Source organism: Kitasatospora azatica KCTC 9699, assembly GCF_000744785.1.
Classification (GTDB): Bacteria; Actinomycetota; Actinomycetes; order Streptomycetales; family Streptomycetaceae; genus Kitasatospora; species Kitasatospora azatica.
Window position 1 is genome coordinate 806,323 of the sequence record NZ_JQMO01000002.1, and the last position, 22,827, is coordinate 829,149.

A 22,827-nucleotide genomic window follows, 5' to 3' on the forward strand; every position below is an offset into this window, starting at 1 on the left:
CAGCCGTCCCGGAAGGCAGTCATGGCCATCGTCCTCGCCCTCTCGGGCAGCCCGTCACCCGCCTCGCGGACCGCCCGGCTGGCCGAGCTTGCCGCCGCCGACCTGCGCGCCCGGGGCCACCGCGTGCACACCCTCGCACTGCGCGACCTGCCCGCCGGGCCGCTGCTCGCCGCACAGGGCACGGACCCGGCGATCGCCCGCGCGGTGCGCCTGGTCGCCGAGGCGGACGCCCTGGTGGTCGCCACCCCGATCTACCAGGCCGCGTACTCGGGCCTGCTGAAGGTCTTCCTCGACCTGCTGCCCAGGCACGCGCTGGACGGGAAGACCGTGCTGCCACTGGCCACCGGCGGCTCGGCCGCCCATGTGCTGGCGCTGGACTACGCGTTGCGCCCGGTGCTGACCACGCTCGGCGCACAGGTCGCACAGGGCCGTTACGTGCTTGACCACGAGCTGGGCGCGACTGCGGACGGCCCGGCGCTGCCGGCCGCCGACAGCGCCGACGCGCTGGCCGACGCGGTAGCCCGCTTCGCCTCCGCACTTCCCCGCCTGCGGGGCGGCACGTGGAACCCCGCATTGTTATCGTCTGCCTGACGATAACAATCTCTATGCTCGGTACGCCCGGCCGATCCCCGACGGGCCGCGGTCCGTAGCGACCGGCGCCTCGGCGGACGCCTCCACACGGAGCGCCTGGAGTCGATCGTTACGCCAGCCCAACGACCCGCTGGACCGTTTGTCGGGCTGCACTTACGAAGTGCCCCAGGTCGACGACGCCGTCCTGCCCCTGACCATGGACGGCAGGCCCTACCGGCCCAGATCACCGGTGGATCCGGGCTGAGGTTCCGTCATCACGCATTCGACTCGCAGGGGAAGATCCCGTCATGGCCAAGCAGGCCTTCGTGCGCACCAAGCCGCACCTCAACATCGGCACCATGGGTCACGTCGACCACGGCAAGACCACCCTCACCGCCGCCATCACCAAGGGCCTCGCCGAGCGCGGCGGCGGCTCGTTCGTCCCCTTCGACCGGATCGACCGCGCCCCGGAGGAGGCCGCCCGCGGCAGCAAATCAACTCACGCTGATGGCGTACAGCTTGTCCCTCAGATATACGGAGGAGTCCACTGGCGCGTGCGCCACGGGGCCGGCGATCGGGACGACCATGGTGTGGGGGTCGCACTCGTAGAAGTAGACCAGGGACATCAGGTCCTCATCCGGGGTGTCGGGGGACGGCGGGAGGACCCGGTGGCGGCCGGAGCGCCAGCGGCCGCCGGTCCAACGGGCCATCAGGTCACCGATGTTGACGGTAAGTGCCACCGGGTCGTACGGGGCATCCTCCCAGCCTTCGCCGCCGTCCTCGGGGTCGATCCAGACCTGTAGCCCGCCCTTGCCCTGCTGGCGGTCCAGCAGGGTGACCGTGCCGAAGTCGGTGTGCGGGCCGATCCGGAACTGGCCGGGGAGGGGCTCGCCCACCAGACCCGTGCCCGGGTACCAGTTGATGTTCAGGGTGTACGTCGGGTGCGTGGTGTGCGCGGTGAAGAAGTCCGCGCCCTGGCCCAGCGCGGTGCCGAGCAGCCGGAGCACCTCGTCGGCGACGGAGCGCATCCGCGCCAGGTAGTCCTCTACGATCGGCTGCAACTGCGGTACTTCGACCTGCGGCCAGCGATTCGGCTGGAACCAGAAGGCGTCGATCTCGGCTTCGCCGATCGGCTGATCCGCTCCGACCGTCCAGGACTCCTTGAGATCCGGCGGGGTCGGAGTGCCTTCCGAGTAGCCGTTGGCCTCGGCGCCCTTGGCCAGCCAGCCGCGGCCGCCGACGCTCACCGCGTAGCGTTGCTTCACCTCCGCAGGCAGCGCGAAGAACGAGTGGGCGGCCTGCCGGACCTCCTCCCGGATCTCGAGGCCGACGCCGTGTCCGGTGATCAGCAGGAAGCCGGCCTGGCTGAGCGCGGCGTCCACGGCATCGGCGGTACGGGCCCGGGCCGCCGGGTCATCGGAGAGCCAGAGGGCGAGGTCGATCACGGGGATGCGAGAGGACATGGTGCTCCAAAGGGTAGGAACGGGATCACTCGCCGATGTCCTCGTACCAGAGGTCGGGCCGGGTAGCGATGAATTCCCGCATCAGTGCGATGCATTCGGCGTCGTCGAGGACGGTGATTCGTACCCCGTGCTCGGCGAGCCAGTCGTGGCCGCCGTGGAAGGTCCTCGCCTCCCCGATGATCACCTGCCCGATGCCGAACTGCCGGACCAGGCCAGAGCAGTACCAGCAGGGCGACAGCGTGGTGACCATCGTGGTCCGGCCGTATCCGCGCAGTCGGCCCGCCGCCCGGAAGGCGGCGGTCTCCGCATGCGTGGACGGATCACCGTCCTGGACGCGGCGATTGTGGCCGCGTCCCAGCAGTCCCCCGTCCGGGCCGAAGAGCGCGGCGCCGATCGGGATACCACCCTCGCGCAGACCCAGACGGGCCTCCGCGAGGGCGACGGACAGGAGATCAGCAGGAACGGGCAGGTCAGTCATGAGCCCACTGTCCACCGATTCAGCCGACGACGGCAACGGGCGCGCCGGTCACCGGTGTCCGGACGAGACCGGGCACCCGGCGCAGCACCAGGTAGAGCAGCACGGCGATAGTGAAGCCCGCTGCGAAGGCGAGGTCACCGATGTCCGGGTACTGCTTGGCGACCAGTCCGCCGTAGTCCGTCTGGTTGGAGAAGAGCCAGACGCCGAGCGCCGTGCCCACGGCCATCGCGATCGGCGCGGCCCAGTTGCGGTACGTGGTGTCCTGGAGCAGCGCGGCGGTGTCCGCGTCGGAGCGGGCGCGGCTGAGGAAGCGGTCCAGGAAGGTGACGCCCAGCCAGGGGCCGATCCAGTAACTGATGACGAGCAGGAAGTTCTCGTATTTGGTACCGGAGTTGCCGAGCCCGCTGCAGGCGACCAGGGTGCCGACGATGCCGAAGACCAGGGCGACCACAGCGCGGTTCATCCGGGCCGTGAGCCCCCGGCCGATCGCGACGAAGGAGAGCGACCCCGAGTAGATGTTCAGCGCGTTGGCGGCGATTCCGCCCAGCGCGATGGCGAGCAGGGTGAGGTCAGCCAGCCAGCCCGGGAGGGAGTAGGTGAACGCTCCGGTGAGGGAGAGCTTGGACGCGATGCCGTCCGGGATCAGCACGGTCGAGGAGGCCGCGCCGATGATCTCCAGAAAGGCGCAGGAGACGAAGACGCCGACCGCCGGCCACAAGGCGGTCTTCCATCGCGCGGTGGTGGCCGGGAGGTAGCGGGTGTAGTCCGCGGCGTACGGGTTCCAACCGGCGGCGTAGCCGAAGGCGGCGCCCGCGGCGAGCCAGAACGCGCCGGGGGCGGCGTGCGCGCCGGTCGCGGAGCCCGGGCGGGAGTTACCGAGGATGACCGCGGCGGCGGCCACGAATACCAGGGTCAGTACCGGGAAGGTGTACTTCTCGGCTGACCGCTTTGCGCAGCACCATCGTGCAGCCGGGACTGGTCCACTTCAGGCTGTCCGCCGCCCGTGTTTTCCGCCTGCTGGACCTGCTCGTCCCTTGAGCTTTCCGAAGGCGAGGGGCCCGCGGCGCGGCGATAATGAAGGCGCGGCGACATTTGAGGCAAGGGCCTCGCGCGTCCCCGAGTGCGAGCACGCCGCCGGATCCGTCATGGCCGTTCCTGCAAAGCACCAGTCGCACCAGTCCCGTCCCGAGGAACACGATGTCGTGATCGTGGGCGCCGGGCAGGCGGGCCTGTCGATCGCGCACGAGCTCGCGCAGGCGGATGTCGAGCACGTCGTGCTTGAGCGCGGTCGCGTGGCACAGAGCTGGCGGCGGCGCTGGGACAGCTTCTGTCTGGTGATCCCCAACTGGACGGTCCGGCTCCCCGGCGCGCCTTACACCGGATCCGACCAGGACGGCTTCATGGCGCGTGACGCGATCGTCGACCATCTCGTGCGCTACGCCGCCGACGGACGGGCGCCGGTGCGCGAGGGCGTCGAGGTGACCCGCGTCAACGCCGACCCCGACGGCGGCTTCCGGCTCGCCAGCTCGGACGGCCTGTTGCGCGCCCGGAAACTGGTGCTGGCCTCCGGCGGCTACCAGCGACCGCACCGCCCGGCAGGCTGGCGTTCGTTGCCGCCCTCGGTCATCGTCTTCGACGCGGAGGACTACACCCGTCCGCAGGCCCTGCCGCCGGGCGGGGTGCTGGTCGTCGGCAGTGGTCAGACCGGGTGCCAGCTCGCCGAAGAGCTGGTCGAGACCGGACGCCGGGTACACCTGGCCTGCGGTCGCGCGCCCTGGATCCCCCGGCGCGTCGAGGGGCGGGACATCATCTCCTGGCTGGTCGAGGAGACGCCATTCTTCGTCACCAAGGTTGGCGACCTACCCGACCTCGGCATGAGGCTGCTCGCCAACCTGCAGTGCAGCGGCCGCGACGGCGGTCACGACCTCAACTACCGCACCCTGCAGGCGCTGGGAGTCACACTCGCTGGGCATTTCCTCGGCGCCGACGACGGCCGCGTGCACTTTGCTGACGACCTGCCGAACTCCGTCGCCTTCGGCGACGCGCGCCACGCCGAGATCGACGCGCTGCTGACGTCCTGCCTGGCCAAGCGCGGAAAGCGGGCCCCGCAGTTGCCGCCGCCACCACCGTTCGCGGCGGAGCCGGTGACCGAGCTGGACCTCGACGGCGTCGGCGCGATCGTCTTCACCTCCGGCTACCGTCCGGACTTCGCGAGGTGGGTGGACTTCCCGGAGGCCTTCGACGCGACGGGCTTCCCGCTCCAGACCGACGGCTGCAGCACGGTCGTCCCGGGGCTGCACTTCATGGGCGTGCACTGGCAGCGGACTAGGCAGTCCGCGACCTTCCTCGGCGTCGCCGAGGATGCGGCCGTGCTGGCGGAACGGCTGACCGGCCGGGCCGCTCCGGGACGGTAGCGTGTCCGCGGAGAACCGGCGGCGTCCGCGCCGGACGGCCCTCTACACTGTCGAGTCCACCGAATTCAGCTCCCCCTCCCCGCTCGTCCGGGGTGGCTCTGTACTTGATCAAGGTCGGTAACCGACCCGGCATCTCCTCCCCGGATGTCAGGGGTTGCTCCGCCGAGCCGGGCACCCTGAACGTCGACGCCCGTCTCCGCCCCGCCCGCCGGGGTTGCTCCGGTCAATGACGGCTACCTCGGGTGGACGTCGATCTCCTCCCCGCACGCCCGGGGTTGCTCCAGTTGTGATCCGTGTGTTGGTTGCTGCCGTAGGTTCTCACCCGCACACCTCTGCTTGATCTCATCGGCCACGCGACTTCGACCGGATGGGCGCTGCACCCCAGCCCACTCAAAGAATTTGAAGCACGACTCGTCACTGCACGACCACCGGCACCCCGGACCGTGGCCGGCTGGATCCTCAGCGGCCCCGAAACTCTGCCTGGCGGTAGCGGCGCCGAACGGCCGGTGACGTGGTGTTCTACCCACTCGTGCCCCCTCCGCTCCTTCGGGTGGGCGGCGAGGTTCTACCGTTCTTCTATGAGCATGGAGACCACAGCCTGGATGCAGCTGCACAGCGTCATGAACGCGCAGCAGGACAGCCGCCCTTTCGCCCGCGCGACGCTGCGCCGCATCGCCGCCTTCGCGCGCCCGCACCGCCGCCGTATCGCCCAGTTCGTGCTGCTCAGCGTGGTGGGCGCGCTGCTCGCGGTGGCCACTCCGGTACTCGCTGGACGTGTCGTGGACGCGATCGTGTCGGGGAGGGACCCGGGCGCCGTCGTCGGCCTGTCGCTGCTGATCGCGCTCATCGCACTCGGCGATGCCGCGCTCGGGCTGCTGAACCGCTGGCTGTCCTCGTCCCTCGGCGAAGGGCTCATCCTCGATCTGCGTACCGCGGTCTTCGACCACGTCCAGCGGATGCCCATCGCGTTCTTCACCCGAACCCGCACCGGCGCGCTCGTCAGCCGCCTCAACAACGATGTGATCGGCGCGCAGCGGGCGTTCAGCAACACGCTCTCCGGGGTGGTCGGCAATGTCGTCACCGTGCTGCTCACGCTCGCGGTCATGCTCACGCTGTCCTGGCAGATCACGCTGCTCGCGCTCGTCCTGCTGCCGGTCTTCGTCATCCCGGCCCGTCGCATGGGCAGCCGGATGGCGGGGCTTCAGCGCGAGGCCGCGAACCTCAACGCCGCGATGGGTACCCGGATGACCGAACGCTTCTCCGCGCCCGGAGCGACCCTGGTGAAGCTGTTCGGGCGGCCCGACGACGAGTCGGTCGAGTTCGCGGCGCGGGCACGCCGAGTGCGTGACATCGGCGTCCGTACGGCCATGGCGCAGTCGGCGTTCATCACTGCGCTCACCCTCGTCTCGGCGCTGGCGCTCGCGCTCGTCTACGGCCTCGGCGGTTGGTTCGCGCTGCACGGCAGCCTGCAGGCCGGCGCCGTCGTCTCGCTCGCCCTGCTCCTCACCCGGCTGTACGCTCCGCTGACCTCGCTCGCCGGGGCCCGGGTGGAGGTCATGAGCGCCCTGGTCTCCTTCGAGCGGGTCTTCGAGGTGCTCGATCTGAAGCCCCTGATCGAGGAGAAGCCGGACGCCCGGCAGGTCCCCGACGGGCCCGTGTCCGTGGAGTTCGAGAACGTCCGCTTCGGCTACCCGTCCGCCGAGAAGGTCTCTCTCGCATCCCTCGAAGAGGTCGCGGCGCTCGACACCCGGGGCGGCGCCGAAGTCCTGCACGGTATCTCCTTCCGCGCCGAACCCGGCCAGACCATCGCCCTCGTCGGCTCGTCCGGGGCAGGCAAGTCGACCATCGCACAGCTGCTGCCGCGCCTGTACGACACCGACGAAGGCGCGGTCCGCATCGGCGGCATCGACGTACGCGACATGTCGCACGCAGCCCTGCGAGGGACGCTGGGCATGGTCACCCAGGACGGGCACCTCTTCCACGACTCCGTGCGCGCCAATCTGCTGCTCGCCCGACCCGAGGCCGCCGAGGACGAGCTGTGGGACGTGCTGCGCCGGGCCAGGCTCGAAGACCTCGTCCGCTCGCTGCCCGACGGGCTCGACACCGTGGTCGGCGAGCGCGGCTACCGGCTCTCCGGTGGCGAGCGCCAGCGCATGACCATCGCCCGGCTCCTCCTCGCCCGCCAGCGCGTCGTCATCCTCGACGAGGCCACCGCCCATCTGGACAGCACCTCCGAGGCCGCCGTCCAGGAAGCCCTCGCGGAGGCGCTGGAGGGCCGCACCGCCGTCGTCATCGCCCACCGGCTCTCCACCATCCACGCAGCCGACCAGATCCTCGTCGTCGAGGGCGGGCACATCGTGGAACGCGGCACCCACGACGAACTGCTCGCCGCAGCCGGGCGGTACGCGGAGCTGTACCGCACCCAGTTCAGCAATCCCAGCCACACCGTGACCCGGATCACGGCGGGCGCCGAGGCGGTGGCATAGGCAGGCGGGGTGCCTGGCCGTACCTCATCCGGGGCGCTGGGCGCGTCAGCCGCACGCCGTAGATGGCGGGGTGTTCCAACGCTTCGCGCTCCGCTGCCCTGCTGCCCTACTGCCCTGCTGCCCTGCTGCCCTTGTGTGCATCGCACCGACTGCTCTCCGAGGTGAGACGGCTCGGCCGTGACGCAGTCGCCGCCGCTCAGGACCCACCCAGGTCCAGCTCCCCCAACACCCCTGACCGCCGTCGGCTCACGGTCTGTGTCCGGCCAGCGTCATGAACACCCACGTACTACTGAGCGTGAGTCTCGCCAGGGGGGGCAAACCTCAAGTACCTTCGCTCTGCCTGATCCTGGATTCGAGGTCCTCGGGCAAATGCCAGCCGACGACGGTCGGTGAAATGTAGAGCCTGGCCTTCAGGGTGATGAGCATGAGGCGTCGGTGTTCCTGGTCGGCGCTGTTCCAGGCGTCGGTGAAGGTCTCGCCGGTCTCGACGTCGACTCTCGAAGGACCCCACGATGTCCCACGCCTGCGACGGGGCATGGCGGGTCGCCGACTCCGCCTGCACCAGGTGCGATAGCTTCCCCCTCATCGCCATGCCTGTCGGAAACACGCGAACCAACAACGGCTCGCACGGGAAGGACTGCGGCATCACTCATCATCAGCGTCTCCAGATCGGGTCACCGACGGCACGAGGGCTCAGTGTCCCTGACTTGGGAAGATACTTGGAAAAGGTGCGTCGACCCGCTGGCGGATCGACTACCTGATGACCAGTCAGGGACTCGCGGCCACTTGCACCGAGGCCTACATCGAGCGCCCCGCCTCCCACGCCGAGCGCTGGTCCGACCACGCACCCGTCACGGCAGTCTTCGACCACGGCCAACTCCTGTGGCGCTGACGGAAGGTAACGCGACCTGGCGAGACCCGCTCAGTCACAGCCACGCCTGCTCGGGGTAGATCCAGAGCGTTCACCTGCCCACCACTGCACCGCACACCACACGGCGGAGGTCGCAACGTTCGCACTCGAGCGGCCAGACGCCGGTCAGGGAAACGACTCAATTTGTAACCCCTCGCCGAAGACCTCCGCCGCCCCCGGGAACGCCCGGGCCGTGGAGTCGACTCAGGAAGTCGCTGCGGGAACGAGGTGGTCGAGTCCCTGCGCACTGCTCGTCGCGGCCTCAATCGATCGCGGCAGCATGATGCTCTCGTAGGCGCGGACGGCGTCGTCGACGTTGGATTCGGTGACGAGGGCGTGGGCGAGGTCGGAGCCGTCGAGCATCGCGAGATTGGCGCCCAGCCCGACCGGGGGCATCAGGTGCGCGGCATCGCCGAGCAGCGTCACGCCGGGAACGTGCTGCCAGGTGTGCGGGGCGGGCAGGACGAACAGGGACCGGTTGATGAACCCGCTGTCGCTGTTGCGCAGGATGTAGCGCAGGCTCTCGTCCCAGCCGTCGAACATCCCCAGCAGGTGCGTGCGTACGGCCCGCTGGTCGCCGAGGTCGAGACCGGCAGCCACGTGCCAGTCCTGCGGCGCGCGGAGCGCAATGTAGGCGCGGATGTGGCCGTTGCTGTTGCGCTGGGCGACCAGGGACCTGCCGGCGCCCTTCGCCAGCATCGATCCGTTGCCGACCAGCCGCGCGAGGTCGGGATGGCGGGTGTTGCAGTGGTCGAACCCGGTCTCGACGAAGGTGACGCCGGTGTAGCGGGGTGCGGCGTGCGACAGGGCCGGGCGGACGCGCGACCAGGCGCCGTCGGCGCCGACCACCAGGTCGAAGTCCTCGGCGGTGCCGTCAGCGAAGAGCAGCCGGCAGGTGCCGTCCGCGAGCGGGGTGACCCCGCTGACGGCGCGGCCCCACCGCACCGTGCCCTCGGTGAGCGAATCCAGGAACAGACCGCGCAGTTGGCCACGGTCGATCTCCGGCCGGCCGCCGGCGGCGGAAGGCCCCTGATGCGCCAGGAGGGCGGCGTCGGCGAAGTCGAGCACACGCCACTCCTCTCCTTCGGGGCGGGAGAGGGCTTGGAATCGGTCGAGGAGCCCCGCCGCCCGCAGGGCGGCCTGGCCGGTGTCGGCGTGCAGGTCGAGGGTGCCGCCCTGCGGGCGGGCGTCGGCGGAGGCCTCGCGTTCGAAGACGGTGGCGGAGCAGCCGTGTTGCTGCAGGACTCGGGCGCAGGTGAGGCCGCCGAGGCCGGCGCCGACGATCGCGATGCGGGGATCACGAGCAGGGTTCATGGGAGTGTCCCTCGGGGGGTGGGTGAGGCGCCGGGAGATCCGGCCTCACCAAGAAAGCACACTCACTAAATAAGTGCAATGACTATACTTTCGAAGTCACTGCATCTTGGGATATCATGGGCGAGTGACCGAACCGACCGGGCGCCGCGAGCGCAAGAAGGCCCAAACACGCCAGTCCCTGGCCGACGCCGCACTCGAACTCTTCCTCGACCGCGGCTACGACCAGGTCGGCGTCAAGGACGTCGCCGACGCCGCGGACGTCTCGGTAACCACCCTGTTCAAGCACTTCTCCAGCAAGGAAGCCCTGGTCTTCGACCAGGACGACGACCTGGAGGCAGCGCTCGTCGCCGCGGTGCGCGACCGCACCCCCGGCCAGTCGATCCCGCAGGCGCTGCGCGAGCACATCCTGCTGAAACAGACCCAATTCGCCGTCCACGCCACGGACCCGCGGTTCGCCGACTTCACGCGCATGGTGGAGGAGACCCCCGCGCTGCGCGACTACGCCCACCGCATGTGGACGCGCCACGAAGCGGCCCTGGCGCGAGCCATTACCGAGGCTGTCGGCGCCCCCGAGGACGACATCAGCTGCGCCGCACTGGCCCGTTTCGCCCTTGAGGCCCGCGGACTCATCCTGCGGCATGCCGCGCCGCGCCGCGCCGCCGACGAGGCCTTCGCGCTGCTCGAACACGGCTGGGCGGCCTCCCACCCGGGCGGCTGACCCGCTCTGCGTGGAGCCCTGGTGTGCGTGGACGCGTTGCGGTGTGCGTGGACGCGTTGCGCGCCCTCACAGGTTCAACCTGAGTAACTACGCTGCCCCGCACGCCACCTGAACCGGCATCCAGCCGGACAAAACCTCTGAACGACACCGCCCTGCTCCCACAGGTGGCCGGTGCCATTCCCTCCGGGTGGGCGGGTCCTCCATTCAGGTGAATTGGTCATCCTATGTCCGGATACACGGTAGACACCTCCATGGTGATCTGTTGTGGGGCATAGCGCTCAGGGAGGCACCAGTGGTCGGGTTTGTCATGCGGCGGAGGGGCCCGGGACACCGTTGGGGGGTCCCTGTGGAGTGCCTCTGGCTGCTCGCTGCGGGTACCGCCCTGGCAGTTGCGTGTGTCGGTGGCGCGGTGGTCGCATTCGTGGGCTGGTGGTCGGCGGACCTGCCCGGGGTCATGGCTGATGCGGGTGTGCCAGCCGCGCAGGGGTTGGAGGCGGTCTCGTTGCTGGCTCGTGCACGGGTGGTCTCGGGGCGGGTCAGGGTCCGGCTGCTGCTGTTCGGCGCAGCGGCAGCCGCCGGGTGCCTGCAGGAGGTGGCTGCCCGTCAGTTTGCCGTGTCACGGCTCCCGTCCGGAGGTGTCCTGCATCTGCTGTGCCGGATGGTGGCCGCGCCCGGGGTGCTGGTTGCCGCCGCGTTCGCGGTGGCCGGGATGGTTCTCGCGGCGGACAGCGGCACCGGCCAGCTGATGTGGTTGCGTCGGCTGCTGGATGGGGGGATGGTCGCAGGTTCGCTGTTCACACTGGGCAGTGTGCTGGGGTTGCAGCGGGCCGCGTCGGCGGGCGGCACGCTGACAGCGGTGTCCGTGTTCGGGCGAGTGTTCACTGACATCCTGTTGCTGGGCTTGCTGGTGGGGTTGCAGTTCTCGGTGCGGCCCGGCGAGCGGGCCACCGTCACCGTCGCGGGGGCCGGGCTCGCCCTGCTGACGCTGAGCGAGGTGCTGAGTCTGTGCCACCCGGGGCCGTGCGGCCTTTCCATCGGTCTCCTCACGCAGGCGTGTCGGATGACCGGGCTGCTCGTCATCGCTGCAGCACCGTGGATGCCCGGAGGTGGCAGCGTCCTGGGGGCCGACGGCGGGACACCCGCGGTGCGGGGCGTGATGGCAGCGTTCGTCCCTGCCGTCGTCTGCGCATTCGGCGTGACGGCGCATGTGTTCTCCGGCCGCCGGCCGGACGTGGTTGTGCTGGCGGTGGGTGCTTCGGTGCTGCTGGCGCTGTGCGTGCGCCAGGGGGTCACCCAGGCCTACAACCTGCACCTGACACGGGAGTTGGCCGTCCAGGAGGAGCACTTCCGCCAGCTGGTGCAGGGATCGAGCGACGTGATTGCGATCGCCGGACACGACGGCGCCCTGTGCTACGTCAGCCCCGCCGCGCGCCGGGTGTTCGGCTACCGGCCTGAGGACCTGCTCGGCACCGGCTGGGCTCGGCTTGTCCATCCGGACGACCGGAGGAGGGTGAGACGGGCAGCTGAGCGTTTGAGCGAGACCGGCGAGGCGGCCGGCGACCTCGTGGACCCGCTCTCCTGCAGGGTCCGGGCGGCGGACGGCCGGTGGCGTGACATCGAGTCGACGATCGCCCGGCACCCCGCCGGATTCGTCGTCAACAGCCGGGATGTGAGTGAGCGGGTGGCGTTGCAGGCACGATTGGAACACCTGGCGTTCCACGACGCGCTGACCGGGTTGCCCAACCGCGTACTGTTCGCCGACCGGGTGGCTCACGGGTTGGCGAAGAGCTCGGCGCACGGCGATCCGCCTGCGGTGCTTTTCGTGGACTTGGACGGATTCAAGGAAGTCAACGACTCGGCCGGGCATGCGGCAGGCGATGAGCTGCTGGTCCAGGTGGCACGTCGGCTGAGGGGCGCGGTGGGGGCTGGGGGCACCGTTGCCCGGCTGGGCGGCGACGAGTTCGCGGCGCTGCTCGAGGGAGCGGCCGGCTTGTGCGAGGCGCGGGCCTGGGAAGTGGCCCAGCGGCTGCTGTCCACCCTGTCCCAGCCGTACCGGATCGGCGGTCTCAACACCGCAGTGGCCGCCTCGATCGGCATCGCCATCGCCACCCCAGGCATCACGGCCGAGGAGCTCATGCACAATGCCGATCTTGCTATGTACGGCGCCAAAGCCTCGGGCAAGGGCCGTATCAAGTCATGGAGACCTGCCATGACCGGCCCAGGCCCATGGCCGCCCTGATCGGAGCAGAAGCTCAGCGCTGCGCCTGGACATCGGCAACACCCGCAACAACCACGACAACGTCTTCATCTGGACCTGCGGGAGCACCAACACCAACCAGAAGTGGGTGGTGCAGCGCGGCTACATCAAGGCCAGGAACACTCTCTCGTGAAGCACGGGGATCCCGGCCGCGCGTGTGCCGAATGAACAGCTCCCCCTGCCCCTTCCCCCGGCCGAAGGCTGGGGGAAGGGGCACTGAGCTGTCTTCGCTCAGGGCCTGCCGGGCTCCAGGTCGCCGATCACTGCGATCCGGATGCCCAGCCACGGATAGGTGTGGTTGTAGAACACGTTGTCCTGGGGCTGAAGTCCGACCGCCGAGGGCCACATCTGGTAGGCCGACGCGTTGGAGATTCCCCCGTGCAACCGCCGCCAGACCCGCACGGAGTTGCGTCCGAACGGGGGTGCTGTGATCGTGTCGGTCCACTCGACCGCGTTGCCACCCTGGTCGAAGGTGCCCCAGGGCGAGGGGGTCCTGCTCTGGCCGACCGTGGCGAGGCTGCCCTGGTAGAGCTCGGCGTAGGCGATGGGGTCCAGCCCGAGCGGGTTGACGGTGGAGCAGGTCTCGGGCGCCACCTGGCCCGGGCACCAGTTCGGTGCCGGCTTGCCGCCGGCGTGGTAGGAGGCCAGTGGTTGGGTCGCCGCGTTGGTGACGTCTCCGGTGGTGGGGTTGAGGACGGTGGGGTTGGGGGCGGTTGCGTCACCGTCGCCGAAGACTCCCGGATTGGTGGGGTACTTCCAGTAGGAGTAGGTCCCGCCGCCGTTCGGGTCGTAGTAGGCCGCCTTGATCCACTCGTCCTGGCTCGGCAGGACGAAGCCGGAATCGTGGGTCCTGGTCGTGTCCGGGCGGGCGAGGTCGTACATCCCGCTTTCGGTTCGCGCCGACAGTTCGACCTGGTAACTGACGTAGTTGAAGCTGCCCTTGTGGCTGGTCTGCTTGGAGATCAGTCGACCGTTGTAGAGCGAGTTGACGAATCGCGCTGCCCGAAGGAAGTTCGCGAATCCGTAGGGCTTGTCGGCCCACTGCGGATACGCCACCGAGTAGTGGCGGCCGGGGCGGGCGTCGGCGGAGAAGTTGATCTGGCCGTACTTGGGCCACTGCGAGGAGCTCTCTGTCTCGTCGTAGAGACCGTGGGGATCGCGGCCTGTGGGATCGGCCGTGTTCAGGAACGCCACCCACTGCTGGACGGTGACTTCGAGCTGCCCGACCTGGTAGGGGTAACTGACACCGCCGACCATCAGGCAGTTGCTCGATGTCTTGGGGGCGTCGGCGCATGACCGGTAGACGGCGTCCGTGAACGGGACGACGCCCACCGCGGGATTGCCGGGTGCGCCGACCTTGGCGGTCGTCACGGTGATGACCCCGCCCCTGTCGGAGGTGACGCTCGCGGCAGCAGGCTCCTCGGCGACAGCGGCGCTGGAGCCGGCCACGGCGCAGGGGGCGAGCAGCGCGGATGTGCCGCAGATCGCCAAGATGGCCCTGGTCAGGCGGGTTCGGCTGGATACGACGTGCACGGGCACACCCTTCGGCTGGTGACTTCAGGTCAGAGGATCCGGCTGTTTTGCGTAGTCGAACGGCGCACGGAGACGCTCACGTCGTGGCCGCGCAGTCGTAGAGCTGCTCCGCTTCGGGCGCGCCGCCTTCCGCCGGTGCACCGTTGCCGGTCGCCGGGGCGCCGTAGCGGTCGGGCGCTACCAGTGCGCAGGTGGTGCGCACCCAGGCCTGGATCCCGGCGGTCGGCCCGTTGGACCCGCTTTCGCCGCGCGGCCCGCCGACCTGGACGTAGCGCAGTTTGCCTTGGGTGATGAGGGATTGGACCTGCGCCAGGCTTGGGGAGGGGACTTGGCCGCTGAAGCCGCCCATCGGCAGCACGTCCTGGCCCTTGGCGAGGATGTAGGGCGAGGCGCCGGTCCAGCTGGAAGCGGCGAACAGGTAGCGGGCCGTGCCGCGGTGTGCCTGCAGGTAGTCGTACAGCGCCTGCTGTTGGGTCGTCAGGCGCGGTGAGCTGTCTGTGAAGGGCTTGGGGTTCTCGTCGAGTCGCTCCGGCCCGGATGCCCACGCGGCCGCGAAGTGTTGTGCCGCTGGGCCGACGGTCCCCATGCCGGGGTTGCCCAAGGCCGGGTTCAGGACCGAGGCCGCCCAGGCGGCCGGCGCGAGCAGCATCGCGGCGATGCCCGCCAGCAGCCCGGCCGATGCGCAGCGCCGTGCGGGCAGGTGCCCGGGCCTGGCCCACACCAGCAGGGCGAGCGCGACCAGGCCCAGGGCGATGGTGGCCGGTGCCAGCCATGGCAGGAAGGATGGGAACCTCCATGTCAGCAGCGAACACCAGACCACCGTGGCGGCGATCGCCGTCGGCAGCGCCCAGGCCCGTCGCCCGCCCGCCTTGTAGGCGCGCCACAGCAGGGCTGTTCCTGCGCCGGTCAGTGCCGCGAGCGCGGCGGCGATCACGCCCATGTAGTAGCTGTGGCCGCCGACGCTGCCGGCGCTGAACACCAGGAAGAACACCGCCAGCCAGGTGCCCCAGAGCACGAAGCCGGCGCGCAGCGCGTCGGTACGCGGTTCGCGTCGGCGCCAGATGAGCGCGCAGAGCGCGGCCAGCGCGGCCAGCGGGTAGAGCCACCCGGTCTGCGAGGCGAACTGCGAGCTGAACATCTTGTTCCAGCCGTCGTCGCCGGCGGGCCCGGCGCCGTAGGCGCGTGTGCCGCTTGGCTTCGTGGCCGGCGCTGCGCCGGGCGGGTGTTGTCGCGAGGGGCCGGCGGCGGAGCCGGTCGCCGCGCCGCTGTGCTCGCGGGGGTCCTGCTGGGCACTCGCTGCGCCCTGGCCGCCGCGCACCGCGCTCACGCTGCCGGTGCCGCCGGCGCTCAGGCCAACGGAGGAGAAGCGGTTGAGGAAGTTGTAGCCCACCACCATGCTGAGCGCCGAGTTGTTCGTGGTGCCGTCCACGTAGGGACGGTCCTGTGCGGGCACCACGGTCACCAGCAGGATCCAGGACGCCGAGATGGCCACCGTCACCGCGCCCGCCAGCGCGACATGCGCCCATCTGCGCCGCCAGGCGGTGGGGGCGGCGAGCAGGTAGGTTGCGCCGAGCGCGGGCAGTACCGCCCATGCCTCCAGCATCTTGGCCTGGAAGGCCAGCCCCACCCAGAGGCCGGCCAGCAGGAGCGGGCGCAGTCGCGCGTTGCGTGCGGCCTGCCAGGTGGCATCGGCTGCCAGCAGGAGCAGCAGGGTGAACACGGGGTCCTCGACCGCGGTTCGGAACAGGCCTGCGACCACGGGTGTCAGGGTGAAGGCGGTGGCCGCGAGCAGGCCCGCGTTGGCTCCCGCCCAGCGGCGCACCACCCGGTAGAGAACCAGGACGCAGAGTGTGCCTTCGATCGCCTGGGGCAGGGTGAGTGCCCACGGGTGGAAGCCGAAGATCCGCGCGCACAGTGCCTGGGGCCACAGGAAGCCGGGCAGCTTGTCCATGGTGATGGTGTTCGCGGGGTCGAAGGAGCCGAAGAGGAAGGCTTTCCAGCTCTGCGTCATGCTGCGGGCCGCGTCGGCGTAGAACGGGTGGTAGTGGCTGTGGCCGATGCGCCAGGTGTAGAGCACGGTGGCGAGGGCGGCGACGGCGAGCAGCGCGGGTCGGGCGTATGCGGGCTGGTCCTGCGGGGAGCGCCAGGGCGCGCGGTGCAGGAGGAGCCAGCGGCGGTGCAGGCGGGCGAACCGGGTCGGGGCGGCCTCGGTCCCGGGAGCCGCGTCCAGCACGGGTGTCGACATGGTTCACACTTTCGGGCTCGATTTCGGGAATTCCTGGGCGACTTCTTGGTGGAGGGCAAGCCGTATGCCAGGGCTCTGCTTCGCCGTTGATCTCGTTCGGTCCAGATGTCCCCACCAGATGAGCCGGTAGCGGGAGGTGAACTCCGGGGTGCAGGTGGTCAGGGTCAGGTACTGTCCCGGGCGGGTGTAGCCGGCCTGGGCCGCTACCGGGTCCAGCACCGTGTAGTTGTCGTCGTCGGTCTGCGGCAGCTCCCGGTCCGGGATGTAGGTGTACGAGGCCTGGGCCGTCTCGACCTGAACCGTGTCGCCGGGTTGCAGCTCGTTGAGGTGCCGGAAGGGTTCCCCGTGTGTGTTCCGGTGGCCTGTGAGGCCGAACTTGCCTGTGACACCCGGGAGTTGGGTGTCCTCTTGGTGTCCCACCGCGCCGGTGTCGAGGACGGTCCGGGCGTCCACCCTTCCTTGACGCTTCGCGCCGCGGGTGGGTTGGGGGCCGCGGGCGGCTTGTCTGTGTGGGGCCGAACTGCACCCAGAGCAGGAGCGCTGACAAGGCGAGGGGCGGAGTGCAGATGAGCAGTGCGGCGGGGCCTGCCCACCACAGGTGGCGCCGCGCAGCGGCGGGTGGGGTGCGAGGTTCCCGCCGCCTGGTTGCCTCGCGTGCGGGGCCGTCATCGGCCGGGCCATAGCAGGGCTGGGGCGGCGGCGGCGTATTCGCAGCTCTTGATCGACGGACGGTCGGCGAGGGGAAGAGTCATCGGAGGCCTCCGGCGGGTTTCACCTGGTGCGCTGCGGCGCGGGGTGTGCGGATGCGGGTGGTGAGAGCTCGCCCTTTCGCGGTGAGAAGCCGGCGTGCGGGCGCCGGCATTGATGCCACGCACAGCAGGACCAGGGCGAGGGCCCGGTGCCACCAGCGGTTGGGACCGAAGGCGACGTGCAGGACCGCGTCGCCACGGCCGCCGACCACCCACTCCGCCCGGTAGCCGTCCGCTGGCTGCCCTGCCGTTGTGGCCGACACCCTCAAAGACACGTCACCGGTAGTTGCCTGACGTCTGGTCGCCCGATTGGCGCCACGGGATCAGCCAGATGGCCCGAAGAATGAAACCCTGCCCGGTGCGCATGTCATGCGCCGTGTCGTAGGTCGGGTCCGAAGAATGTCCCCGCACTGGCAGCGACAGAGAGGAACGCCTCATGGGGATCAGACAGCGAACGGCTACGGCGGCAATCACGACCCCGTTGATCCACACGCGCGACCTGGCCAACGGCCCGACGCGGCGCGGCGGCCAAGGGCGGGCGCCGCGCCGCCTGACGGATGGTCAGAACACGTTCAGGGCCGTGTCGTCGATGACGAAGCTGGTCTGCAGGGTGGAGTTCTCGGTGCCGGTGATTCTCAGTGCGATCGTCTTGCCGATGTAGGGGGCCAGGTTGAAGGACCACAGGGTGTAGCCGGGAGCAGCGTTGAGGTTGGAGTAGCTGGCCAGGGTCGTGGTGGTGGCGCCGTTGAGGACCTGGACGTTGAGGGTGTCGTGGGCGCTGGCGGCGGTCTCGACGGTGTTGATGTGCAGCCAGAAGGACAGGTTCGCCGTGGTGCACGCGGGCGGGATCGACACCTGCTGGGCCAGCGTGTCGGTGTGGGTGGTGCCGTAGCCGTCGAGCCAGGCCTTCCAGGAGCCGGAGTGCGGGGGTTCGCTGGGCGAGTTGTCGATCACTCCCGGGGTGGCCGTCCAGGGTGCGGTGTCGTTCTCGAAGCCCGGGTTGCCGAGCAGTTGTTGGGCCGGGCACGGCGAGGTGGCGGCGGCGGTGAAGGCGGAGGTGCCGTGGGGAGTGCCCAGTCCGGTCGGGCCGTCGTAGCCGGTTCGGGCTGTGCACAGGTAGCTGCCGCAGGCGCCGTTGGCGCCGATGGTCACGTCGTACAGTGAGCCCGGGTGGGCATACGGGTAGGCCGCCGGGTAGCTGCCCGTGACCGGCGTGCCGGCCAACGCGTACACCCCGGCGATGATCGGGGCCGAGACGCTGGTGCCGCCGTAGACCTGCCAGCCGGGTGCGCCGTACGTGTCGTACGCCGCCACTCCGGTCGCCGGGTCCGCGATGGCGGAGACGTCGGCCACGGTGCGCGAGGAGCAGCCGCTGTCGCTCTGCCAGGTCGGCTTGGCGTCGTAGGTCGAGCAGCCCGATCCCGTGCCGACGCCGCCGGCGGGCGCGCCCCAGACCGTCTCGCTCCAGCCGCGGGTGGTGGCGGAGCGGATGAGCGAGGTCCCGCCGACGGCGGTGACGTACCTGGACGCCGCCGGGTATTCCACGCCGTAGCCGGAGTCCCCGGCCGATGCGGTGATCGCCACGCCCGGGTGGTTGAAGTACTGGCCGTCGAACGTGGAGTCGAATGAGTTCTCGGAGCCGCCGTAACTGTTCGACACGTACCTGGCCCCGAGCCGCACCGCGGTGTTCACCGCCGCGCCCAGGTCGCTGAGTGAGGTGCTGTCGGCCTCCACCAGAAGGATCTTGCAGTTCGGGCAGATCGCACTGACCATGTCCAGGTCCAGCGACGTCTCGCCCGCCCAGCCGGTGTCCGCAGCGGGCAGCGGCGACGGCGAGCCGTTCTCGTTGACCTTGCTGAAGCAGCCGTTCGCGGTGGTGCAGGAGGGCAGCGCATACTGCGCGCGGTAGACCGCCAGGTCGGCTGCGGCATTGGGGTCGTCGAAGGCGTCGACGACGGCCACGATCGCCCCTGCGCCCGCAGTGGCGGGCAGGTTGTAGGCGCTGCGCAGGTCCGAGGGGCCGTAGCCGAAGGGAACGACATCGGGTGTCCGGACCGGGTGAGGCAGGTCGGTGCGCACCAGCGCGTGGCAGCGCACCGCCCTGGGCTGCGTGGGCGCGGCGCACAGGTGTCTGAAGTGATGGGAATCCGGGGGAAGTTGCGCTTCGGCGGGCGGGGCCGCAGCGGCGGGGGAAGCGCCGAGGACAACCATGGTGGCCGCGGCGAGCGCGCGCAGCCACCGTCTCAGCACAGCTGTCTGTAGTGGGGCGGTCAATTCCGTCTCCCTCCTGTGGGGGTGGACCGAGAAGCGGGCGGCCGGTTCGAGAGGAGCGGCGCCCCGCCAGGATCCACCGCGGGTGAACACGAGAGCGCCGGCACCGCGTTCCTCGGGGCGGTCACCAGCCTTGCGACGAGAGCTCTCCCGATAGGAGAGGGCGAGCCGGCCTGCCGCAACGGCGAATGGGGCCATCCGGAGGAGAGGACTGACCCCGCAGGGGTGATGGATATGACGGTGCGACAGTCGGCTTGTCGCCAGCATGGCGAGGGCCCGGCCTGGCTGTGTGCTCTGGTCCGCCGATGCCCCCAGCGTCCGTTCAGGGCCGGTGCTCAAGGGATCACACGAGGGTCTGTCGCGAGAGTGATCTTGAGTTGCGATGATCATGGTGTGGCGCGAGGGGATCTGACGGACCGGCAGTGGGCACGGCTGGAGCCGCTGCTGCCGGTGGGGAAGAAGGCGGGCCGGCCGCGGACGTGGACACGTCAGCAGTTGATCGACGGGATACGGTGGCGGACCCGCGCGGGCACACCGTGGCGCGACGTCCCCGAGCGCTACGGTCCGTGGGACCGGGTCTACGACCTGTTTCGCCGCTGGCAGCGCGACGGCACCTGGAAGCAGATCCTGGAGCAACTGCAGGTCCAGGCCGACGCGCAGGGCCTCATCACCTGGGACGTGAGCGTGGACTCGACCGTCTGCCGTGCCCACCAGCACGCCGCCGGCGCGTGTAAAAAAGGGAACTGCAGCGCGAGCCGCCCGGCGGGCTCGACACCGAGCCCGAGGACCACGGGCTCGGACGCTCCCGCGGCGGCCTGACCACGAAGATCCACCTCGCGACCGAGCAGGGGCAGAAGCCGCTGTCGTTGCTGATCACCGCCGGGCACCGGCACGACAGCCCGCAATTCCAGCCCGTCCTCGAACGCATCCGCGTCCCGCGCACCGGGCCGGGACGGCCACGGACCAAGCCGGACAAGGTTCGGGCCGACAAAGCCTACGGCTCGCGCGCCAACCGCTCCTACCTGCGCAGACGCAGGATCGAGTGCACCATCCCGGAGAAGGCCGACCAGGTCCGCAACCGCAAGAAGCTCGGCTCTCGGGGCGGCCGTCCACCGGCCTTCGACAAGGAGGACTACAAGGAGCGCCACGCGGTGGAGTGCGGGATCAACCGCCTGAAACGGCACCGGGCGGTGGCCACGAGATACGACAAGCTGGCCGTGCGTTACGAGGCCACCGTGCTGGTCGCAGCCATCAACGAGTGGCTCTGACCGACGCAGTGCCTGCCAGTCCCGCTCACCAGTCCCGGCCAGCGATGAGCGCCTCTCCGTCTGCGTCCGGGAACCCGTACGCCAACGCGACGAACCAGAACTCATCGCCGATCCACTCGCGCGCGACCGTCTCGATCTCACTTCCAGCAGCCTCGAACTCGGCTTCCAGCAGGTTGAACTCCTCTGTTGCGGCCCGGGTGAGCGCATACAGGGCCTGCAGATCCGACGGCTGCTCAGCCTCGATCCGCTCGCACAGTCGCAGCAGAATCGCCCTGCCCTGATCTACAACATGATCGGGGAAGTACGAGTCCTCGTACATCTCGCGCAGAAAAGCGTGCCCTGCCACCTGCTGGTTCGTGATCGGCACGGCCCCTACCCCCATCCTTCCAGATGAACTGACGCGCCGATCATGCATGACACCACTGACACGACGGCGTCCATGCCTGCCAGACCATCCGTGACCAGCACTTTCGCAGCAGGCCCTTGACTCTGTCGGGGATCTTGGAGTCTCCCGGTGTGCTGGCGTGATCAGCGGGCATGCTCGGGGCGGATCGAAGACCGTGTAGTTGTCGAGGTGTCAGTTGTCGCTCCGCCCCCGTTCCGGTGAGCAAGTTCCCCTCTCTGACCGCGCAGATCGCGCGGGCGAGCAACCCGGGCGGGACGACAGCGATGTGGGTCAGAGACAGGCTGGACGGGCTGTGGCGTGACGAGGACTTCGCGGGCTGGTACCCGCGCGACGGACGCCCCGGCATCTCGCCCGCCCAACTGGCCACCGTCAGCGTGCTGCAGTTCCTACTCGGTCTGTCGGACCGGCAAGCGGCCGAAGCGGTGCGCTGCCGCATCGACTTCAAGTACGCCCTGGCCATGGAACTGGACGATCCCGGCTTCCACCACAGCGTGCTGGCCGACTTCCGCGAGCGCCTGACCCTGGACAACCGCGCCGACCGCCTCCTCGACCTGGCACTCGCACGCCTGAAGGAGGCCGGACTCGTGCGCGAGCGCACCACGCAGCGCACCGACTCCACCCATGTCCTGGCCGCGGTGCGGGACCTGACCCGGCTGGAACTGGTCACCGAGGCCGTCCGTGCCGCGCTGGAAGAAGTGGCCCGGACCGCTTCGCACCTGCTGACCGGCCTGGTCGACGAGGAGTGGGGCCGCCGCTACGGCCGCCCGGTCCGCCTGGGCAAGAACCCCACTCGGCCCAAGACCAGGATCCTCGCCGCCGGCGACGACGCCTGCCGCCTGCTGGAACACCTTCGCCGGCACGGACCGGGCTACCGGCCCGGCCCGCAGGCCGAGGCGCTGCGGCAGATCCTCGTGCAGAACTACGGTGTCGTAGGGGGAGACCTTCCTGGACGACAACGACATCCCCCGGCCGAAGTCCTGGCGATCCCTAGGCACTTGAGCTTGGTCATCCAAGATCCCCGACAGAGTCAAGCTAGTACTGCAACGGTGCTTACCGCGACGGTTGTTGGGTTCGCTCGTTGGGCTGTTCATGGGTGGGGACATATCCAAGGTCGATGCTCGTCGCTGGTCGGACGGGCCGGCCGGGTTGCATGAGCGGTTTGCGCATCGGTTCGCGCGGAGCGAGTCGCGGGATTCAGCACTGGCCTACATGCGTGGCCTGCTGGCGCCGTTGGATCGCAAGAACGGGTGGACGGTGGCCAAGGAAGCCGGCCACGGCGGCCCGGACCGGATCCAGCGGCTGCTGAACCGCATCGACTGGGACGCCGACGGGGTGCTCGACGACATGCGCGACTATGTCGTCGAGCACCTGGCGGATCCCGGCGGCGTGCTGATCGTCGACGACACCGGGTTTCTGCAGGTCTGAACTTGGGACCTTGACACTGAGGACTTGAGCACGGACGCCTAAGACGTCATTGTGTTCCGGCCAGTTCGCGTGGTGGTCGAACGCGAGCCCTTGGCACCGTCCCGGTCGGTGCGATCCTCCGACTGCCGGGGCATGAAGGCAGGGCCTCCTGCGCAGCTCGTGACTGGACGGCGGCGCGTTCTTCTCGACCTGCCTGGGGCCTGCGCCCGATACACGAGAAGGACGCAGGCAAGGGTGGCTGAGCGCCGTCGCACCCGTGAAGAGTCGCTCAGCCGCCTCGCTCCGGTCTCCTGCCCAGGTGGTGCTCGGGTTTCAAACCA

16 protein-coding genes and 3 pseudogenes are annotated in these 22,827 nt (G+C 69.8%); 10 read left to right on the top strand and 9 right to left on the bottom strand.

The genetic code is table 11. The annotated features are described in order from the left end of the window. Positions 1-21: 21 nt before the first annotated feature. Positions 22-591, top strand: a complete 570-nt coding sequence (gene ssuE, locus BR98_RS03880; RefSeq protein WP_035840078.1) for an NADPH-dependent FMN reductase — start codon at positions 22-24, stop codon at positions 589-591. 287 nt (positions 592-878) lie between these two features. Further along, positions 879-1,058 (top strand): annotated as a pseudogene (locus BR98_RS37425) (GTP-binding protein); the annotation flags it as partial. Positions 1,059-1,064: 6 nt separating this feature from the next. Here the strand turns inward: BR98_RS37425 and BR98_RS03885 are convergent. The 3 genes and pseudogenes from BR98_RS03885 to BR98_RS03895 all read right to left on the bottom strand — a co-directional run. Continuing rightward, a complete protein-coding gene (locus BR98_RS03885; protein WP_035840081.1) occupies positions 1,065-2,033 on the bottom strand; it encodes an isopenicillin N synthase family dioxygenase in 969 nt (322 codons plus the stop codon). A gap of 25 nt (positions 2,034-2,058) precedes the next feature. Continuing rightward, a complete protein-coding gene (locus BR98_RS03890) occupies positions 2,059-2,511 on the bottom strand; it encodes a nucleoside deaminase (protein ID WP_035840083.1) in 453 nt (150 codons plus the stop codon). A 19-nt stretch (positions 2,512-2,530) separates the two neighbouring features. Beyond that, positions 2,531-3,436: pseudogene (locus tag BR98_RS03895) on the bottom strand (cytosine permease); the annotation flags it as partial. A gap of 220 nt (positions 3,437-3,656) precedes the next feature. On the opposite strand from BR98_RS03895, the gene BR98_RS03900 reads away from it, so the two are divergent. The 3 genes from BR98_RS03900 (at position 3,657) to BR98_RS41920 (ending at position 8,303) form a co-directional block, all read left to right on the top strand. After that, the gene (locus BR98_RS03900) at positions 3,657-4,925 is read left to right on the top strand and encodes an NAD(P)-binding domain-containing protein (RefSeq protein WP_051969278.1); all 1,269 of its coding nucleotides are present in this window, start codon (positions 3,657-3,659) and stop codon (positions 4,923-4,925) included. A 584-nt stretch (positions 4,926-5,509) separates the two neighbouring features. Then, positions 5,510-7,411, top strand: a complete 1,902-nt coding sequence (locus BR98_RS03905; RefSeq protein ID WP_035840084.1) for an ABC transporter ATP-binding protein — start codon at positions 5,510-5,512, stop codon at positions 7,409-7,411. 760 nt (positions 7,412-8,171) lie between these two features. Continuing rightward, a complete protein-coding gene (locus BR98_RS41920) occupies positions 8,172-8,303 on the top strand; it encodes a hypothetical protein (protein WP_267886038.1) in 132 nt (43 codons plus the stop codon). A gap of 222 nt (positions 8,304-8,525) precedes the next feature. Here BR98_RS41920 and BR98_RS03915 read toward each other — a convergent pair whose 3' ends face one another. After that, complete coding sequence (locus BR98_RS03915) at positions 8,526-9,635, bottom strand: FAD-dependent oxidoreductase (RefSeq protein ID WP_035840086.1); 1,110 nt, start codon at positions 9,633-9,635, stop codon at positions 8,526-8,528. 124 nt (positions 9,636-9,759) lie between these two features. Between BR98_RS03915 and BR98_RS03920 the strand changes: the two genes are divergently transcribed. Then, positions 9,760-10,353 carry a TetR/AcrR family transcriptional regulator gene (locus BR98_RS03920; protein WP_035840089.1) on the top strand — a complete coding sequence of 198 codons (594 nt, stop codon included), beginning with the start codon at positions 9,760-9,762 and terminating at the stop codon, positions 10,351-10,353. A 409-nt stretch (positions 10,354-10,762) separates the two neighbouring features. Continuing rightward, positions 10,763-12,592, top strand: coding sequence for a sensor domain-containing diguanylate cyclase (locus tag BR98_RS03925; RefSeq protein WP_157537376.1), 1,830 nt, complete (start codon positions 10,763-10,765; stop codon positions 12,590-12,592). A gap of 249 nt (positions 12,593-12,841) precedes the next feature. On the opposite strand, the gene BR98_RS03930 is transcribed toward BR98_RS03925, so the two are convergent. The 4 genes from BR98_RS03930 to BR98_RS03945 all read right to left on the bottom strand — a co-directional run bounded on the left by BR98_RS03930 (position 12,842) and on the right by BR98_RS03945 (position 19,348). After that, positions 12,842-14,143, bottom strand: a complete 1,302-nt coding sequence (locus tag BR98_RS03930; protein ID WP_035840097.1) for a hypothetical protein — start codon at positions 14,141-14,143, stop codon at positions 12,842-12,844. A gap of 76 nt (positions 14,144-14,219) precedes the next feature. Further along, positions 14,220-16,388: an ArnT family glycosyltransferase gene (locus BR98_RS03935; RefSeq protein ID WP_083975949.1), complete on the bottom strand. Its 2,169-nt coding sequence runs from the start codon at positions 16,386-16,388 to the stop codon at positions 14,220-14,222. A 3-nt stretch (positions 16,389-16,391) separates the two neighbouring features. Continuing rightward, a complete protein-coding gene (locus BR98_RS03940; RefSeq protein ID WP_051969281.1) occupies positions 16,392-16,841 on the bottom strand; it encodes a sortase domain-containing protein in 450 nt (149 codons plus the stop codon). An 857-nt stretch (positions 16,842-17,698) separates the two neighbouring features. Beyond that, positions 17,699-19,348: a S53 family peptidase gene (locus BR98_RS03945; RefSeq protein WP_051969591.1), complete on the bottom strand. Its 1,650-nt coding sequence runs from the start codon at positions 19,346-19,348 to the stop codon at positions 17,699-17,701. Between the two features lie 453 nt (positions 19,349-19,801). Here BR98_RS03945 and BR98_RS37430 point away from each other — a divergent pair. After that, a protein-coding gene (locus tag BR98_RS37430; RefSeq protein WP_407639412.1) for an IS5 family transposase occupies positions 19,802-20,676 on the top strand; the annotation gives its coding sequence in 2 pieces (ribosomal slippage) (positions 19,802-20,191 and positions 20,194-20,676; 873 coding nt in all). A 25-nt stretch (positions 20,677-20,701) separates the two neighbouring features. On the opposite strand, the gene BR98_RS03960 is transcribed toward BR98_RS37430, so the two are convergent. After that, positions 20,702-21,043: a DUF5713 family protein gene (locus tag BR98_RS03960; RefSeq protein ID WP_035840103.1), complete on the bottom strand. Its 342-nt coding sequence runs from the start codon at positions 21,041-21,043 to the stop codon at positions 20,702-20,704. A 236-nt stretch (positions 21,044-21,279) separates the two neighbouring features. On the opposite strand from BR98_RS03960, the gene BR98_RS03965 reads away from it, so the two are divergent. Both BR98_RS03965 and BR98_RS37435 read left to right on the top strand, forming a co-directional pair. Beyond that, a complete protein-coding gene (locus BR98_RS03965) occupies positions 21,280-22,236 on the top strand; it encodes a transposase (protein ID WP_232247230.1) in 957 nt (318 codons plus the stop codon). Then, positions 22,172-22,501 (top strand): annotated as a pseudogene (locus tag BR98_RS37435) (transposase); the annotation flags it as partial. The gene BR98_RS03965 and the pseudogene BR98_RS37435, both read left to right, overlap by 65 nt. Positions 22,502-22,827 lie beyond the last annotated feature (326 nt).